Source organism: Planococcus sp. CPCC 101016 (genome assembly GCF_007859295.1).
In the GTDB taxonomy this organism is placed as follows: domain Bacteria; phylum Bacillota; class Bacilli; order Bacillales_A; family Planococcaceae; genus Planococcus.
In genome coordinates, this window is record NZ_VOHB01000002.1 from 831,284 (window position 1) to 846,288 (window position 15,005).

Below are 15,005 nucleotides of genomic sequence, written 5' to 3' on the forward strand. Positions count from 1 at the left end.
GAGTTCTAAAAAAGTAAGACAGGAGGGAACAGCATGAACACAGGACACGTTCTTCAGGTTATGGGACCGGTTGTAGATATCAAGTTTTCTAATGGTCAACTTCCAGCTATCTACAATGCCCTAACTGTAAATATTGATCGTCCCAACCAAGCTCAAGTCGTATTAACGCTTGAAGTGGCTCTTCACCTTGGTGACGATTCAGTACGCACAATCGCAATGGAATCCACTGATGGATTGCAGCGTGGTTCAGTAGTAACTGACTTGGGCAGAGCAATTTCTGTTCCAGTTGGAGATGTAACATTAGGCCGTGTATTCAACGTACTTGGCGAGATTATCGATTTAGGGGAAGAAATTCCGTTAACAGAGCGCCGTGATCCAATTCACCGTTCAGCACCTACATTCGAACATCTTTCTACAGAAGTTGAAATCCTTGAAACAGGTATTAAAGTTGTTGACTTGCTTGCCCCTTATATTAAAGGTGGTAAAATCGGTCTCTTCGGTGGTGCCGGTGTAGGTAAAACAGTTCTTATCCAGGAATTGATCAACAACATTGCTCAAGAACACGGTGGTTTATCCGTATTCGCTGGTGTTGGCGAACGTACACGTGAAGGAAATGACTTATTCCACGAGATGAGCGATTCTGGCGTTATCAAGAAAACGGCAATGGTCTTCGGCCAGATGAACGAGCCGCCAGGCGCACGTATGCGTGTTGCTTTGTCCGGTTTGACAATGGCAGAATATTTCCGTGACGAACAAGGCGCGGACGTTCTTCTTTTCATCGACAACATCTTCCGTTTCACACAAGCAGGATCTGAAGTATCGGCACTACTTGGCCGTATGCCATCAGCCGTTGGTTACCAACCGACACTTGCTACAGAAATGGGTCAATTACAGGAACGTATTACAACTACAAGCGCAGGTTCAGTAACATCGATCCAAGCGATTTACGTACCAGCCGATGACTATACGGATCCGGCTCCGGCTACAACTTTCGCCCACTTGGATGCAACGACTAACCTTGAGCGTAAACTTTCTGAGATGGGTATCTACCCAGCGGTGGATCCTTTGGCTTCAACTTCACGTGCATTGTCACCTGAAATTGTTGGCGATGAACATTACAAAATCTCACGTGAAGTTCAAGAAACGCTTCAACGCTACAGAGAACTACAAGATATCATCGCAATCCTTGGTATGGATGAGTTAAGTGATGAAGACAAGCTGACGGTTAACCGTGCACGCCGTGTCCAAAACTTCCTTTCTCAAAACTTCCACGTTGCTGAACAATTCACAGGCCAAAAAGGTTCTTATGTTCCTGTTCAAGAAACGATCAAAGGATTCAGAGGAATTCTTGATGGAAAATATGACCACTTGCCAGAAGATGCTTTCCGTTTGGTCGGACGCATTGAAGATGTTATTGCAAAAGCAAAAGGCATGGGCGTAGAAGTCTAAAACCAGGGACCAGGAGGGAAAAAAATGAAGACCATTACAGTCAATATTGTCACTCCCGACGGCCCGGTATACGATTCAGAAGTATCTATGGTTATTGCAGTTACAGCAACAGGCGAAATGGGCGTTCTGCCCGGCCACATTCCGACAGTCGCTCCTCTTGGAATCGGTGCAGTCCGATTGAAAAAAGAGAACTCGACAGAATTGGTTGCTGTAAACGGCGGATTTCTTGAAATTCGCCCTGAAAAAGTGACCATTCTTGCACAATCGGCTGAACGCGCTACAGACATTGATCTGGCACGTGCTCAGGAATCCGCTAAACGTGCAGAAGCACTTTTACAGGCAAATAAAAATGAAATCGACTTTAAACGTGCAGAATTGGCGTTAAAGCGTGCGATGAATCGTATCAACGTTTATGAGGGTAACATTTAAAGAAAAGCGAAAGCGCCTGTGTAGATTCGACGTGCATAAGGCAGACCAGCGAAGTGGCGCTCTTTGCCACCCAGCTGGGATGACTTATGACCCTAGAATCTAGGCGCTGAAGCTAGACAATAAAGAAAAGCGTAAGCGGCCGTTCAACTCCGACAGGCTTAAGGCAGAATGGCGAAGCGGCGTTCTTTGCCGCATAGCCAGGCTGACTTAAGACCCCGAGGAGTTGGCCGCTGAAGCTGGCCAATAAAGAAAAGCGAAAGCGGCCGTTCAGCTCCGACGGGCTTAAAATGAATTTCCGAAGCGGCGCTTTTTGCCGCATAGGAAGGGCAGCTTAAGTCCGAGGAGTTGGCCGTTGAAGCTGGACAATAAAGAAATGAAGCGGACAGAAGGGCATTCGACTTTTGTCCGCTTTTTCTATTTTAAATTAAAGCAGATCATTTTAGAATTCTGACCTGAAGTTAAAGATACAGCGAGACATGAGAGTAAAATAGAATGATAAAAATAAGAGCATAAGGTTTCAAAATTCGTTGAACCAATTTCAAAGAATATAAAATTCGCTTGCGAAAGGATGGATAAGATGGAAACCATGATTGGTCAAACAGCTTTAATATCAATTTTCAGTCACATTTTCTTCACGGGCGTCGCTTTTTATGCAATGCGTGCTGTAATGTTCGAAAAATGGATACACAAACATCATGTGCTGCAGGCACAAATTCTTTATATTTTTCTCAGCATTGCGATCGGGACCATGGTATCTACTTTTTTCCTAAATATTTCAACTTGGTCAAGGCAATTGCCTTATTTGTTTTAAAATTGCCGTTTTGCCATGGCTCTGAAGCTCATGGCTATGGCAAAACGGCAAAAATTTTATTTCCTAGGAAATAAATTCGTGTATAATGTTTAAGCATAGGATAGAGGGGAAAAGGTCTAGTAGCTCGAAGTTAAAATGTGACTTTTAGCCCTGACGGACATAAAAAGAGACAGCTTCTCGAATAATGTTACGCGTTGATGAAAAAATAGCGCAAAATGTGAGTATAGTTGCTTGTTTTTTACTAAATAAAAAGTTAGTATAAGTAAGGTTTTGTTTCTAAATTATGACATTGGACTTTTAAACGTATATGGATACATATAGATGACTATTAAACACATGGAGGGCATATCAGTGGATCAAATTATTGTAAAAGGCGGCCAAAAATTAAAAGGGAAAGTACGGGTGGAAGGTGCCAAAAATGCAGTTCTTCCGGTATTAGCTGCGGCTTTACTAGCTTCAGAAGGCAAGAGTATCATCAAAGAAGTACCTAATTTAGCGGATGTTTATACTATTCAGGAAGTGTTAAGAAGCTTGAACGTTTCCGTTGAGTACTTTCCCGAAAAAAATGAAATGCTGATCGATTCTTCAGCAACTTTATCAAGCGAAGCGCAATTTGAGTATGTGCGCAAAATGCGTGCTTCGATCCTGGTAATGGGACCAGTCCTTGCGCGTAATGGATTTGCTCGTGTAGCTTTACCGGGTGGTTGTGCAATAGGGTCACGTCCGATCGATCAACACCTAAAAGGTTTTGAAGCGATGGGCGCGAGCATTACGATTGGAAACGGATTTGTGGAAGCAAAAACAACTGGCCGTTTACGCGGGGCAAAAATCTATTTGGATTTCCCGAGTGTAGGGGCAACTGAAAACATCATGATGGCTGCCGCTTTGGCAGAAGGTACAACACTCATTGAAAATGCTGCCAAGGAGCCTGAAATCGTTGACGTAGCAAATTACATCAATGAAATGGGCGGCCGCGTTATCGGTGCTGGTACAGATACAATGCGTATCGAAGGCGTAGAAGAATTACATGGCGCTGAGCATTACATTATTCCGGATCGCGTTGAAGCAGGTACATTTATGGTTGCAGCTGCAATCACAGAAGGCGATGTTATTATTGAAAATGCTGTGCCTGAACACATGACAGCATTAATTTCCAAAATGGGTGAAATGGGTGTTGATATTCAGGAGACAGAAGAAGGGTTACGCATCCGCGCAAACCGTCCACTTCGCTCTATTGATATTAAAACAATGCCGCATCCAGGTTTCCCAACTGATATGCAATCACAGATGATGTCATTGATGCTGACTGCTACAGGTAACGGCATCTTGACAGAAACCGTTTTTGAAAACCGCTTTATGCACGTGGAAGAATTCCGCCGCATGAATGCATCGGTTAAAATTGAAGGACGTTCAGTAATCATGGAAGGTCCCTCATCACTTCAAGGAGCTGAAGTTGCAGCTACGGATTTAAGAGCCGCAGCCGCATTGATTCTAGCTGGACTTGCTGCAGACGGAATTACACGGGTCAACGAACTTTATCATTTAGATCGTGGCTATGTTGACTTTCATTTAAAACTGGAAGCCTTAGGCGCTGATATTGAGCGGGTAACGGTTGAACAGGCTGAAGAAAAAGTTGAGCAATTGGTCTAATCGTTTTATATAGGGCTTGCGGCGCTGGTTATCAGCTTCGCAAGCTTTTTTAATGTTATTGTATGAATTGATGAATTTTTGTCAATGCGATCCTCACTATGATAAAATATTCAGTTAAGAGAATCTTTTTTAATACATAAAAATGTAGAGAAACTCCAATCAGTAAGGTCTTTACCCTTACTGGTTGATGAGATGGGATTAATGGTTCAGAAGGAGTGCGGGCTTGATGTTTTCAAAAGATATCGGAATTGATTTAGGAACTGCGAATGTATTGATATATGTTAAGGGCAAGGGAATCATCTTGAACGAACCTTCAGTAATGGCAATGGATCGGAAGACCAATCAGGTGCTGGCTGTCGGGAAAGAAGCACGCAAAATGATGGGGAGGACGCCCAAGCATATTGATGTAATTCGGCCGTTGAAAGATGGAGTCATCCATGATTTTGATGTCACTGAAGCGATGCTAAAGCATTTTATTCACATCTTGAAATTGAAAGGCTTCATGACGAAGCCGCGTATTTTGATTTGCTGCCCTACGAACGTCACAAGCATTGAACAGAACGCTATTCAGGAAGTCGCTGAAAAAGCGGGTGGAAAGAGAGTGTACGTCGAAGTGGAACCGAAAGTTGCTGCCATCGGAGCCGGCTTGGATATTTATCATCCGAATGCCAGTATGGTGATCGATATCGGCGGCGGAACAACGGATGTCGCCGTTTTGTCCATGGGTGACATTGTCACAAGCGAGACGATTAAAACAGCCGGTGACCGGTTTGATCAGCAAATCATGAAGTACGTCAAACACCATCATAAGTTGTTGATCGGAGAAAAGACTGCTGAAAAGATCAAGATTGAAATCGGTACAGCAATCAAACGCGCTGAAGAAAAGAAAATGGAAGTCCGTGGCCGTGATATGATGACTGGTTATCCGAAAACGCTGGTCATCCATTCGATGGAAATTGAACAAGCCTTGAGAGAATCGGTTCGAACGATTGTGGAGGCTGCCCGGATGGTATTAGAGAAAACACCACCGGAATTGGCTTCAGATATTATTGAAAGCGGAGCAATTTTGACAGGCGGTGGCGCTTTACTCGATGGACTGGACCAACTGCTGGCCGAGAAGTTGGAAATTCCGGTTTCCATTGCGGAAAATCCAATGGAATGTGTCGCGCTGGGCACCGGCTTAATGCTGGAAGCAAAAGAGAGCATCTTTCGCCAAAAGAAACAAAGCCAAATTGCAGATAGCAAAAAAAGCGTATTCTAGTTATAATAACTACAGTTTGTATAAAGTGAAACTTCACTCAGAGGGAACGCATCTCTACTGAGTACTAGTGAGATGAGCGAACTTTGCCCGTATTTCGGGAATTCAGTAGATGGAAAGGTTGACGGAGTGAATGGCTGAGCTGAAAAAAAACTTTCCTATTCGGAAAAAAGCTAAAAAAGAAGCATCAGAAACTCAAGAGCCGAAAAAGACATGGTGGGTTCAAATCCGCCTGTTTCCAATCTGGCTCCGTATTGTCATTGTGATTGCGCTAATCGCCTTAGCCGCTGTTTTAGGGGCGATGGTGGGCTTTGGTGTCATTGGGGACGGTAAACCGGCCGATGCACTGAAATGGGAAACCTGGCAGCACATATTGGATATTATGAGTGGAAAATAAGAGGAGATGAATCGATTGTTGACAACAGAACAAGTTCAAGCAATTTTACCGCACCGCTATCCATTCTTAATGGTGGATCGCATTTTAGAAATCGACGCCGGTAAAAAAGCTGTAGGATTAAAAAACGTATCAGCAAATGAAGAATTTTTTAATGGGCATTTTCCTGGCTACCCGGTAATGCCGGGTGTCTTGATTGTTGAAGCGCTGGCACAGGTTGGCGCAGCCGCTGTCCTGCAGCTGGAAGCCAATAAAGGCCGTCTGGCGTTTTTCACAGGCATCGACAACTGCCGCTTTAAACGTCAGGTCGTACCAGGTGATCAATTGCGTCTGGAAGTCGAATTGACGAAATTGCGCGGTTCTATGGGCAAGGGCCATGCAATTGCCACTGTAGATGGTGAAATCGCTTGTGAATGCGATATTCTCTTTGCATTAGGACCAGTTGCTGAAAAAAAGTGATTCCAAGCAATACAACGATAGTGACAAGACTCACTGCATCCACATAGAAAAAAAGCAGTTCCTGAAAGTCATTTTTTTGACCTTCAGGAACTGCTTTTTTTATTGATGGCGATTACTCGTTATGATTTTGACTCGTCTTTGCGAAGACCCGGACGCGTACGCATATCGGTTTCAAAGCGATCCAGCAGCTCCTGTCCTTCAAGTCCATCTTCCAATAGCTCTGAAAGCAGGGTTTCCGCGTATTTCCGGCGAGCCCGTTTCAAGGTGCCTTTCATCAATACGGAAATATGATCACCCATAATTTTTACAGCATGGACTACCACTTCAAAAGGAGCCGGTTCATTTCCTGGATAGGAGATCACGACCTGGACAGCTATCGTTTCCTCGGTTTGCTTTAAGCTTTCGAAGGTTTCGTGGTGTGACAAGTCGACCAGCATTTCAAGAATCCATGAACGTTCATTGTTTTCCTGGTTGATGATGATGCCGTCATGTACTGGATAATCGGCGACTTCATCATCTTTTTCAATCCCCAGTGACAGCATTTTAAATGTTTTCATTCAGCGATGCCTCCAATACTAGCTTTGTTTCAGTATAGCATATAGAAGATTTTGCGGGCGAACGGAAAATAGGCTGCGAAAAAAACGGATATTCTTCTAAAAGTCATTTTTAATTCAAGACATCATTTTGTGGAAACTCAATCATTTCACCAAATACAACCAGAAATAATTTTTGGGAAGACTCCAAAAATGAAATATGGAAGCGGAAAATCCCTTAAAAATTATTTTTCCGGTTTTGCAAAGAATTCAATCTTCTTAGTATGCTTCATGTAAGCGAAAGGGGGTGAGAAAATGAATCAAGTCGGAATTGTAGGGCGTTTAACCAAAGATCCAATCATGCGTGTGATGAATGAAGGCCGCGTACATACTTCCTTCATCGTAGCAATTTCCCGGAATTACAAAAACCAGAAAGGAGAGACAGAAACAGATTTTGTTCTTTGTTCTACTTGGGGGAAGCCTGCCCACAATGTCTCGAAATACTGCGTCAAGGGTTCACTGGTCGCTGTCACTGGCCGTCTGCAGTCGCGTTCTTACGACAAAGAAGACGGAACACGCATTTACGTGACGGAAGTGCTTGGTGATCAAATTCGCTTCCTCGACAGAAGAAAATCACAAGAAGAAACCGTCCCTCAGCAAGAAATACCGCAGTCTGATGCAGACTTCGATTTTCAGCCGCCGGGGACGGAACAAGTAAACGTATAAGCAACTAAAAAGGAGGCACTTAGCGATGCCAAAAGATGTACAGCTGCAACTGGAAGTGCATATGGAGCAATTGATCAAACTAACCGCTTTGCTTCATCAACGTTTGGCAGAGGCGGAGCGGGAACTAAGTGAACTGAAATCGATCTTCCGTTCCGTTCAAAAAGGGTGAGTATTCACGTCTAAAAGGGGAATCCGGCCAGGTGGGGACCTGGCCGGATTATTTAAAGCTCGTTAAATTGAATAGGTGAACAGTTCCTTCAGATCGTTATCCGAAAGCTCGGTCATCCACTGACTGGATTGAATGAATTCTTCAGACATCGATTGCTTCTGCACCAGCAGGGAATCGATTTTTTCTTCAATTGTCCCAATGGTCACGAATTTATGGACATGGACGAATTGAGTCTGTCCGATGCGGTAAGCACGGTCTGTTGCCTGGTTTTCAACAGCCGGATTCCACCATCTGTCCGCATGCAGTACGTGTGTCGCAGCGGTCAAGTTAAGCCCAGTCCCTCCCGCCTTCAGAGACAGGATGAAGATCGGGAATTTACCGGCCTGGAAAGAGGCAACTAAAGAATCACGCTGTTGTTTCGGCATGCTGCCCGTTAGGAATGGCACTTCATGGCCATACAGTTCGTTGATGGCCTGCTGCAGCAAATGCCCCATCCCAATGTATTGGGTAAAAATCAAACATTGTTCCCCGCGTTCCGCAATTTCCCCGGCCAAGGTCACAATGCGCTCCAGTTTTTGAGAACGGGGCATGATTTCAGCGGCGCTCGTATACGGCTCTTTTAAATACAGAGACGGATGATTACATAGCTGCTTTAACTTGCTCAGCATTTTTAATACAAGCCCTTTTTTCTCGAAACCTGTGAGCGTCTCCATTTTCTGCACCGTATCCTGAACGAGACCTTCGTATAGTGCGGCTTGTTCCGGCGTCAGTGGACAATACTCCAGTTGTTCCTGCTTTTCTGGCAAATTCAATTGCAGATCCGGATCTTTCTTCGTCCGGCGCAGCAGGAACGGCTGAATCCGCTGACGTAATTTTTCTTTATGTTCTTCAGAATTATCGCGTTCAATCGGAATCATAAAGTTTTCCTGGAATTGCTTAATGCGGTACAAGTAGCCTTTATTAATGAAATCGAAGATCGACCATAATTCAGACAGGCGGTTTTCAATCGGTGTTCCTGTCAAGGCAATATGATGATCACCCTTGAATTTCCGGATTGTCCGCGATTGTTTGGTATACATATTCTTGATGTTCTGTGCTTCATCGAGTGTAATGCTTGCCCAGTGCAGGCTCTGCATTTCCACGTCGTCAGAAGACGCGATGCCGTAAGTCGATAATACGACATCCGGTTTTTCTTCCGCTAAAAAGGCAGTGAATTCTTCGCCTTTCGGCCGGATGCTGCCGTAATGGGTGACAACTTTCAAATCAGGCGCAAAACGCTCCAATTCTTTTTGCCAGTTGCCGAGTACGGAAGTCGGGCAGACAATCAGTGATGGCCGCTCCGGATTTTTTCCATGGACGTGGAGCAAATACGTAATGAGCTGAACGGTTTTGCCCAGCCCCATATCATCCGCAAGACAAAGGCCAAAGCCTTCTTCGCGCATGAAGACCAGATAATCAAAGCCGATTTTTTGGTAAGGACGCAACTCGGTCAGCAGATTCTGCGGCAGGACCGTTTCCGGCAAGTCGCGTTTATCCAATAACTTATCAAGCAAAGTTTTCAGCGATCGGTTCAAATGGAATTCAACCAGTGGATCTTCTTCATCCGCTGTCTCCTCCAACATGATTTCAGGAACGTTCTGGAACAGCATGTCTTTGATGGTCCAGTCCGCATCTTCGGCTTCTTCAATCATCTTGCGCAATTGCATCAACAAGTTTGAATCGACGCGCACCCACTCATTGCCGATGCGAATAAATTCCTTGTTGTCGGTAACAAGGCGCTGGAAATCCTGCATGCTGAGTTCATGCCCGTTCAAGGAGAACTGCCAGTCAAAATTGATAATCTGGTCAAGTCCGACAACCGACGCTTTCTTGATCGGTGAGTTGACATTGGCTTTGACGCGGATTTTCGATTCCTGGACAGCTTTCAACCATGAAGGGATTGATACTTCAATGCCGAATGCCTGCAAAATTTCTGCATCGTTGCGCAGAAATTCAAGAATTTCCGCATCGGTCCATTCCACCCGGTAAAAGCGGTCTTCGTCATACCGATCGACAGAAGGGCACAAGCTCAACAGCAAGGATTGACGTTCTTTAATGTCTTCTGCAAAAGGCCGCCACTTTTCCGGAAGGGCCTTGTCGATCGGTTCATCTGCACGTCGCTTGGAAGGGGACCAATAAACACTGCCCCGTTTTGAGCGCATGACGACTTTGAAGGACCAGTATTCATCCGCATCCGGTTCGCTCAATTGAACAGCGACAACGTAATCATCCGCATCCGGCAAACCTTGCCAACCAGCCTGTTGGACAAATCCTTGGATATAAGGCAATTGGGCAACGGATAAACCTTTCTGGCGCAATTGATGCTGAATGGTATCGCCAAGGAAAGCCCGGATTTCGTCGTCGCCATATTTGTCGCTAATGATAATCTCACTGCCTTCAACAGAAACATGATCCCATAAATCGGGATCGCTTAACGAATCGGCTACTTTTCCAGCTAGCTTTAACCAGCTTTCATCTTCTGCACGCTGCCCGGCAAACGTCACATAATGGTGAGGTTCGCTTTGGAACAGACGGACAAAATCAGCAGGAGTCAGCACCAGATCTAAGCCATCAGTCTGTGCCGTCAATCCGAAGAAGCTGTCTTTATCGAGAAAATACAAATACGGTTTCCAGATTTCCGGAGGAATCCGGTTGCCGGCTTCATTGGTCGCCTGGATACGGAAAAGTTCTCCACGGTTGATTGTTAAATAGTAGAGGCGGCTTCCTTCAGTTTGGAATTGATTCATATAAGATTTCCTTTCTCGATCTCTTCCTGTAGTGCACGCAGGCGTTTGTTCTGTGTGCGGATTTCATTGATGTACGCTGTCCAGAACTCCATTTGGCCGCTCTTTTTGCAGGCGGCTTTCATCTTTTTCCAAATGCGGACAGCCTGTTTATAACTCGGGCGATTGCGTTCTTCAAGATGAGCGAGTGCGTACCGGTGGAATAGCGGCAGTACATAATCCGGTGCCGCTGTCTGCACTTCTTTGAGCCCACATTCTTCAGCGAAATACAAAGGCGAATTATGAAGATGGTGCAGCTCTGCCCACTGTTTGTATAATTGCTTTTCGATTAAATAAGCGGAATAGGCGGGGAGCCCGTAATGGCCAAATTGCTTGAACAAGTCTTCCCAGTCCAATTCGCTCAACTCGATTTGAGAAAACAAACGGCTCAGTGTCCGTACATATTGGTGACGATACTGCGTATAGAGCCCTTCAAACAAGAAGGTTTTCACATGCGGTTTGATTGCCATCAGAATAGTGGTCAATGCTTGCCGATGGTTTTCTTTTTCAGCAAGAACTGCAAGTTCGACCCAGTCATGCGTCTCATTGGGTGAGATTTTTTTAGCATCCAATTCCTTTTTCAAAATGATCGCAAAAAAGGCTTTTAGCCGTTCATCAGGATTTTTCAGCGCAGTTAACTCTTCTTCGCGCAGCTTGTTGTTCGTGAACAGATTGTTCCAAAACAATTGATAAAGGGTAAAACGCTGTGAAAACGAGCTGTCTTTCACTTCCATGAATTCACGGATCAAGGTTTTCAGGTGTTCAAAAAAAGCATCTGCTTCGAATGTGCGGTGCTGCCCACGCAGCTGGCCCAGCAAATCGCGTAATTCATGCAGTTCATCGTCAAACCAGGTCTTAAAGAACGAATGATGGACTTCTTGTGTGCCCGCGATAAAAGTCGACCACACCTCTGTCAATGAAATAAAATGGGCATAAGCGCGGTAAAGCACCTTCCATTCACGTTCCAACGGCACATAGGATAAAGCGTTTTTTAGACGGCCATCATACATTTGTTCAAAATAGAAATAATTGCGCGTAGTATAATCTGGAATGGCATCACGCCAGATGCTGCGAATCAATGTCGTCCACTGCTCAGGAGAACGTTTTTCCGCCAGCAAGGTTAGCTGCTTGTTTTCCGGCTCCCGCCACGAAGCAACCCATTCGGAGAGAGAACCGATTTTTTGGTAAAGCGCAAAAATGACCGCCAGCCGGTGTCGGCACATCGAGTCCTGCGGACAGGCGCAAATTGCCGTAAGTTTATCGAAATTAAGTATTACTTTTACTGAATGTGCATCTTTGACAATTGCTTCAAGCAAGAGGCGTTCTTCATTGAACGACTGAATCTGTACGCCGTCATGGCGCACTAAAAAGACTGCTTTTCGAACCATTTCCTCATCCAACGCACGCGTCGGTAGAAGTGATTTGTCGATAGCAGCCATATAATTGTGAATCGTATCTTCGAATCTTTTCGCCAGGGATTGAACCGTAGCCATATGCATCGCCCCAAAATAAACTTTCCTTCTATTATACGACTTTCTGACTGCTCCGTAAACGATGAAGAATAGTTGTCTATTTTATAAGCTAGAAAAGCGCTGCTTTATTTTTAGTGAGTCCTTGTTTTATGTAAATCAAATGGTATTATAAAAGTAATAAAGGCCTAATTAAATTGTTTTAGATAGGAGAATGATAGTTGCTCAATTCGTTCGTTTTGGAAATCCCCGACTTGCGTTCCGTTTTGCATCCAAAGGACGTCGTGGCTTGGGAAGTAGTCTATGCAAAGGCTGAATTGGTATTTGGTAAAATCAGCTGGCAAATTTCTTCAGATGGTGAATGTTACAGTATCCCAAACCCTCGATTGTTTCCGGAGTACCTGGAGCAAATACAGGTCGATTTCAAAATGAACCGAATCATCTTTTACAAACGGCAACTATCTGATGAAGAATTCCATAGCCTGGTTACATACATTATGGAAAAAGTATCGCTTTACATCAATCCGAACGAAATGCATTTCATGGTAACTCCGCCGCGCCATCGCCATCAGCAGCTGCGCACTAAAAAATAACCAATTTTTTCGAAACCCCTCAGATCCATTCCCTTTACTCAGGATGATGTGTGGGGTTTTAAATTAGAAAAATGCGAGCTTTTATACAGTTAAGTCTGGAAGGTGAGGGTAAAATTATAAAACTTGCCTTAACAAAACAGTTTTAATATCGCTAGGATGCTTTTTACTATAGAAAAAACCTGTAAGAACGAGCAAAAAGAGATGACTTCTCTACAAGAGACAGTTGTCTCTGACAATTTTTTTAATAAAAAACAATTTTTTTCGTAAAAATGTGTGACAAAAATGTGCCTATAAACGTCTATTATATATACCTGTTCTCATGCAATTCTATTCTCGAAAAAAGGTTTTTATGGTATGATATATATAATCAGAATATTACAAAAAGATGGGGGTGAGTCAGATGTTGCATGTGAAGCTCATGAAGCCGTTCTACACAAAGAAAGAAGGGCATTTGGTGAAGTTCGTGTTTGCTTATCAGTACTTCTCTATCATGAAAGACGACGAGCTGTTTCATTTCATTCCTGTGGAAGGAAAAGAGATTATCGTCAACCTTAATACGTTCCAAGTAGAAAATCTCTCTGAAGTCTTTGTCTTCCAAAAAGGTAATCGCTTTATTCGCTTGCCTCTATACCAATTGTTGCTCGTGTCGGATATTCACAGACATCTCCAAGCGATTTTGCAGGAAGAAAGAGCCGAATTGATCGAAGTGAACGATCAATCGAGAAAAGAAGCGGCCGACGCCATTTATTTTCTTGAACAGGAAAACTACAACCGCATGATCGATGAAGCATTAAGCGCGGGAGACCGAGCGATGTTCGATGAATTAATAGCCCAACAGCGGGAATCACAACAACTACATGGAGGTTTGTAAAGTGAAATCAGCAGCCTATGGATAACGTACGCCTTTCCGGATCAATCAATGGGGAGGCGTTTTTGTATGCGAAAAAAAGCACATTAAAAGCTCTTTTCCGCTTGATAGGGAAAAGAGCTTTTAGGTTTCTGCGTTCTTCATAGGTCACCCCTTACATTAAAGTATAAAAATTGATAAATAACATGACTGCCGTCGAGCCAGCTACTCCGATTGCAAGATCTCCCCAGCCGAGTTCAAGTACTTTGTCGAAATTCATCACGATCCGCTCCTTTACGATTGGGTGTTATTGATGGAAGATCTTACAGGTAAGTTACCATGTGCAATAACTTGTTTTCAGTATAAATAACTGATTCATAATAAACATCGTCCAAAATGACTAAAAATTCTAAAAAATAAAATAAAAAGAATTTTTTGTCCAGATTTTTGTCAATAGAGTGGCTACCGCTGGATTGAACTATGGAGCGGGTATTGGTACATTGAGTCATAGGGAGAGTGTAAATAGCCAAGGGAAGGAGTCTTTAAGATGAAATTCTATTTATCGATGGATATGGAAGGCGTCACAGCCTTACCGGATTATACATATGTAGATTCCAATGAAGCCAATTACGAACGAGGGCGCCGATTAATGACGGAAGATGCCAATGCCATCATCCGTGGTTCAGTTGACGCTGGAGCCCAAGAATTTTTGGTTAACGACAGCCATTCGAAAATGAACAACTTGATTGCTGAAGAGCTGTGTGAAGAAGCGGACTTAATTACGGGCGGAGTCAAAACTTATTCGATGGTCGAAGGCTTGGATAATCGTTTTACCGGTGCATTTTTTGCTGGCTACCACGCTCGCGCAGGGCAAAAAGGGGTTATGGCACATTCGATGATATTTGCGGTTCGCACAATGTGGATTGATGAAGTGGAAATCGGAGAACTTGGCTTTAATGCCTATGTGGCCGGCTACCACGGAGTCCCGGTTTTATTGGTAGCGGGAGATGATTGCGCATGCCGGGAAGCGGAAGGCTTGATTCCGAACATTACAACAGCAGCAGTCAAACAGTCGCTGACGCGTTCGGCTGTCCGAACGATGCATCCCAAAAAAGCACAGCGGTATTTGCGTGAGCAAACCATTAAAGCCATCGAGAACCGAAGAAATGTCAAACCCCTGGTGCCGCCAGAAAAGCCGCTGCTGAAAATCGAGTTTACCAATTACGGAGAAGCGGAGCTAGCTGCTATGATGCCAGGCTGTGAACTAGAGAAAGGAACGACAATTGTACGTTTCCAGGCGAAAGATATTTTGGAAGCCTACCGCGCCATGCTGGTGATGACTGAGTTGGCGATGCAGGCGAAATTCTGTTGAACCGGGGTTGGGTTAAACGGTTTG

At 44.2% G+C, this 15,005-nt stretch carries 15 protein-coding genes; 12 read left to right on the forward strand and 3 right to left on the reverse strand.

What is annotated here, in order from left to right; genetic code table 11:
* The first annotated feature begins 33 nt into the window (after positions 1–33).
* From atpD to fabZ, 7 genes are all read left to right on the forward strand, one after another.
* On the forward strand, positions 34–1,449 hold the full coding sequence (gene atpD / locus FQV26_RS03980) for a F0F1 ATP synthase subunit beta (RefSeq protein ID WP_146556070.1): 1,416 nt from the start codon (positions 34–36) through the stop codon (positions 1,447–1,449).
* A gap of 24 nt (positions 1,450–1,473) precedes the next feature.
* The gene (locus FQV26_RS03985) at positions 1,474–1,878 is read left to right on the forward strand and encodes a F0F1 ATP synthase subunit epsilon (RefSeq protein WP_146556071.1); all 405 of its coding nucleotides are present in this window, start codon (positions 1,474–1,476) and stop codon (positions 1,876–1,878) included.
* A 577-nt stretch (positions 1,879–2,455) separates the two neighbouring features.
* Positions 2,456–2,689, forward strand: a complete 234-nt coding sequence (locus FQV26_RS03990; protein WP_146556072.1) for a DUF1146 family protein — start codon at positions 2,456–2,458, stop codon at positions 2,687–2,689.
* 351 nt (positions 2,690–3,040) lie between these two features.
* The gene (gene murA, locus FQV26_RS03995) at positions 3,041–4,339 is read left to right on the forward strand and encodes a UDP-N-acetylglucosamine 1-carboxyvinyltransferase (protein ID WP_146556073.1); all 1,299 of its coding nucleotides are present in this window, start codon (positions 3,041–3,043) and stop codon (positions 4,337–4,339) included.
* 226 nt (positions 4,340–4,565) lie between these two features.
* On the forward strand, positions 4,566–5,600 hold the full coding sequence (gene mreB, locus FQV26_RS04000; RefSeq protein ID WP_146556074.1) for a rod shape-determining protein: 1,035 nt from the start codon (positions 4,566–4,568) through the stop codon (positions 5,598–5,600).
* A 130-nt stretch (positions 5,601–5,730) separates the two neighbouring features.
* The gene (locus FQV26_RS04005; protein WP_146556075.1) at positions 5,731–5,994 is read left to right on the forward strand and encodes a DNA-directed RNA polymerase subunit beta; all 264 of its coding nucleotides are present in this window, start codon (positions 5,731–5,733) and stop codon (positions 5,992–5,994) included.
* 15 nt (positions 5,995–6,009) lie between these two features.
* A complete protein-coding gene (gene fabZ, locus FQV26_RS04010) occupies positions 6,010–6,450 on the forward strand; it encodes a 3-hydroxyacyl-ACP dehydratase FabZ (RefSeq protein WP_146556076.1) in 441 nt (146 codons plus the stop codon).
* A gap of 119 nt (positions 6,451–6,569) precedes the next feature.
* On the opposite strand, the gene FQV26_RS04015 is transcribed toward fabZ, so the two are convergent.
* Positions 6,570–7,007 (reverse strand): YwpF family protein, encoded by a 438-nt coding sequence (locus FQV26_RS04015; RefSeq protein WP_146556077.1) that lies wholly within the window; start codon positions 7,005–7,007, stop codon positions 6,570–6,572.
* A gap of 291 nt (positions 7,008–7,298) precedes the next feature.
* Between FQV26_RS04015 and FQV26_RS04020 the strand changes: the two genes are divergently transcribed.
* On the forward strand, positions 7,299–7,709 hold the full coding sequence (locus FQV26_RS04020; RefSeq protein ID WP_146556078.1) for a single-stranded DNA-binding protein: 411 nt from the start codon (positions 7,299–7,301) through the stop codon (positions 7,707–7,709).
* Positions 7,710–7,734: 25 nt separating this feature from the next.
* On the forward strand, positions 7,735–7,878 hold the full coding sequence (locus FQV26_RS18685) for a hypothetical protein (RefSeq protein WP_169314366.1): 144 nt from the start codon (positions 7,735–7,737) through the stop codon (positions 7,876–7,878).
* A gap of 62 nt (positions 7,879–7,940) precedes the next feature.
* Here the strand turns inward: FQV26_RS18685 and FQV26_RS04025 are convergent, their stop codons facing one another.
* Both FQV26_RS04025 and FQV26_RS04030 read right to left on the reverse strand, forming a co-directional pair.
* Positions 7,941–10,664 carry a DEAD/DEAH box helicase gene (locus tag FQV26_RS04025; RefSeq protein ID WP_146556079.1) on the reverse strand — a complete coding sequence of 908 codons (2,724 nt, stop codon included), beginning with the start codon at positions 10,662–10,664 and terminating at the stop codon, positions 7,941–7,943.
* A complete protein-coding gene (locus FQV26_RS04030) occupies positions 10,661–12,193 on the reverse strand; it encodes a hypothetical protein (RefSeq protein WP_146556080.1) in 1,533 nt (510 codons plus the stop codon). Before FQV26_RS04030 ends, FQV26_RS04025 begins: the two co-directional genes overlap by 4 nt.
* A 197-nt stretch (positions 12,194–12,390) precedes the next feature.
* On the opposite strand from FQV26_RS04030, the gene FQV26_RS04035 reads away from it, so the two are divergent.
* The 3 genes from FQV26_RS04035 (at position 12,391) to FQV26_RS04045 (ending at position 14,981) form a co-directional block, all read left to right on the forward strand.
* Complete coding sequence (locus FQV26_RS04035; RefSeq protein ID WP_146556081.1) at positions 12,391–12,762, forward strand: hypothetical protein; 372 nt, start codon at positions 12,391–12,393, stop codon at positions 12,760–12,762.
* Between the two features lie 400 nt (positions 12,763–13,162).
* Positions 13,163–13,633 carry a transcriptional regulator gene (locus FQV26_RS04040; RefSeq protein ID WP_146556082.1) on the forward strand — a complete coding sequence of 157 codons (471 nt, stop codon included), beginning with the start codon at positions 13,163–13,165 and terminating at the stop codon, positions 13,631–13,633.
* Positions 13,634–14,156: 523 nt separating this feature from the next.
* The gene (locus FQV26_RS04045; RefSeq protein WP_146556083.1) at positions 14,157–14,981 is read left to right on the forward strand and encodes a M55 family metallopeptidase; all 825 of its coding nucleotides are present in this window, start codon (positions 14,157–14,159) and stop codon (positions 14,979–14,981) included.
* Positions 14,982–15,005 lie beyond the last annotated feature (24 nt).

What these genes read in the sequence shown, in the direction of transcription:
- FQV26_RS04025 (WP_146556079.1), bottom strand. Translation starts at nt 10,664, where the DNA reads ATGAATCAATTCCAAACTGAAGGAAGCCGCCTCTACTATTTAACAATC.
- mreB (WP_146556074.1), top strand. Translation starts at nt 4,566, where the DNA reads ATGTTTTCAAAAGATATCGGAATTGATTTAGGAACTGCGAATGTATTG.
- atpD (WP_146556070.1), top strand. Translation starts at nt 34, where the DNA reads ATGAACACAGGACACGTTCTTCAGGTTATGGGACCGGTTGTAGATATC.
- FQV26_RS04020 (WP_146556078.1), top strand. Translation starts at nt 7,299, where the DNA reads ATGAATCAAGTCGGAATTGTAGGGCGTTTAACCAAAGATCCAATCATG.
- FQV26_RS04045 (WP_146556083.1), top strand. Translation starts at nt 14,157, where the DNA reads ATGAAATTCTATTTATCGATGGATATGGAAGGCGTCACAGCCTTACCG.
- FQV26_RS04005 (WP_146556075.1), top strand. Translation starts at nt 5,731, where the DNA reads ATGGCTGAGCTGAAAAAAAACTTTCCTATTCGGAAAAAAGCTAAAAAA.
- FQV26_RS03990 (WP_146556072.1), top strand. Translation starts at nt 2,456, where the DNA reads ATGGAAACCATGATTGGTCAAACAGCTTTAATATCAATTTTCAGTCAC.
- FQV26_RS03985 (WP_146556071.1), top strand. Translation starts at nt 1,474, where the DNA reads ATGAAGACCATTACAGTCAATATTGTCACTCCCGACGGCCCGGTATAC.
- FQV26_RS04015 (WP_146556077.1), bottom strand. Translation starts at nt 7,007, where the DNA reads ATGAAAACATTTAAAATGCTGTCACTGGGGATTGAAAAAGATGATGAA.
- FQV26_RS18685 (WP_169314366.1), top strand. Translation starts at nt 7,735, where the DNA reads ATGCCAAAAGATGTACAGCTGCAACTGGAAGTGCATATGGAGCAATTG.
- FQV26_RS04030 (WP_146556080.1), bottom strand. Translation starts at nt 12,193, where the DNA reads ATGGCTACGGTTCAATCCCTGGCGAAAAGATTCGAAGATACGATTCAC.
- FQV26_RS04040 (WP_146556082.1), top strand. Translation starts at nt 13,163, where the DNA reads ATGTTGCATGTGAAGCTCATGAAGCCGTTCTACACAAAGAAAGAAGGG.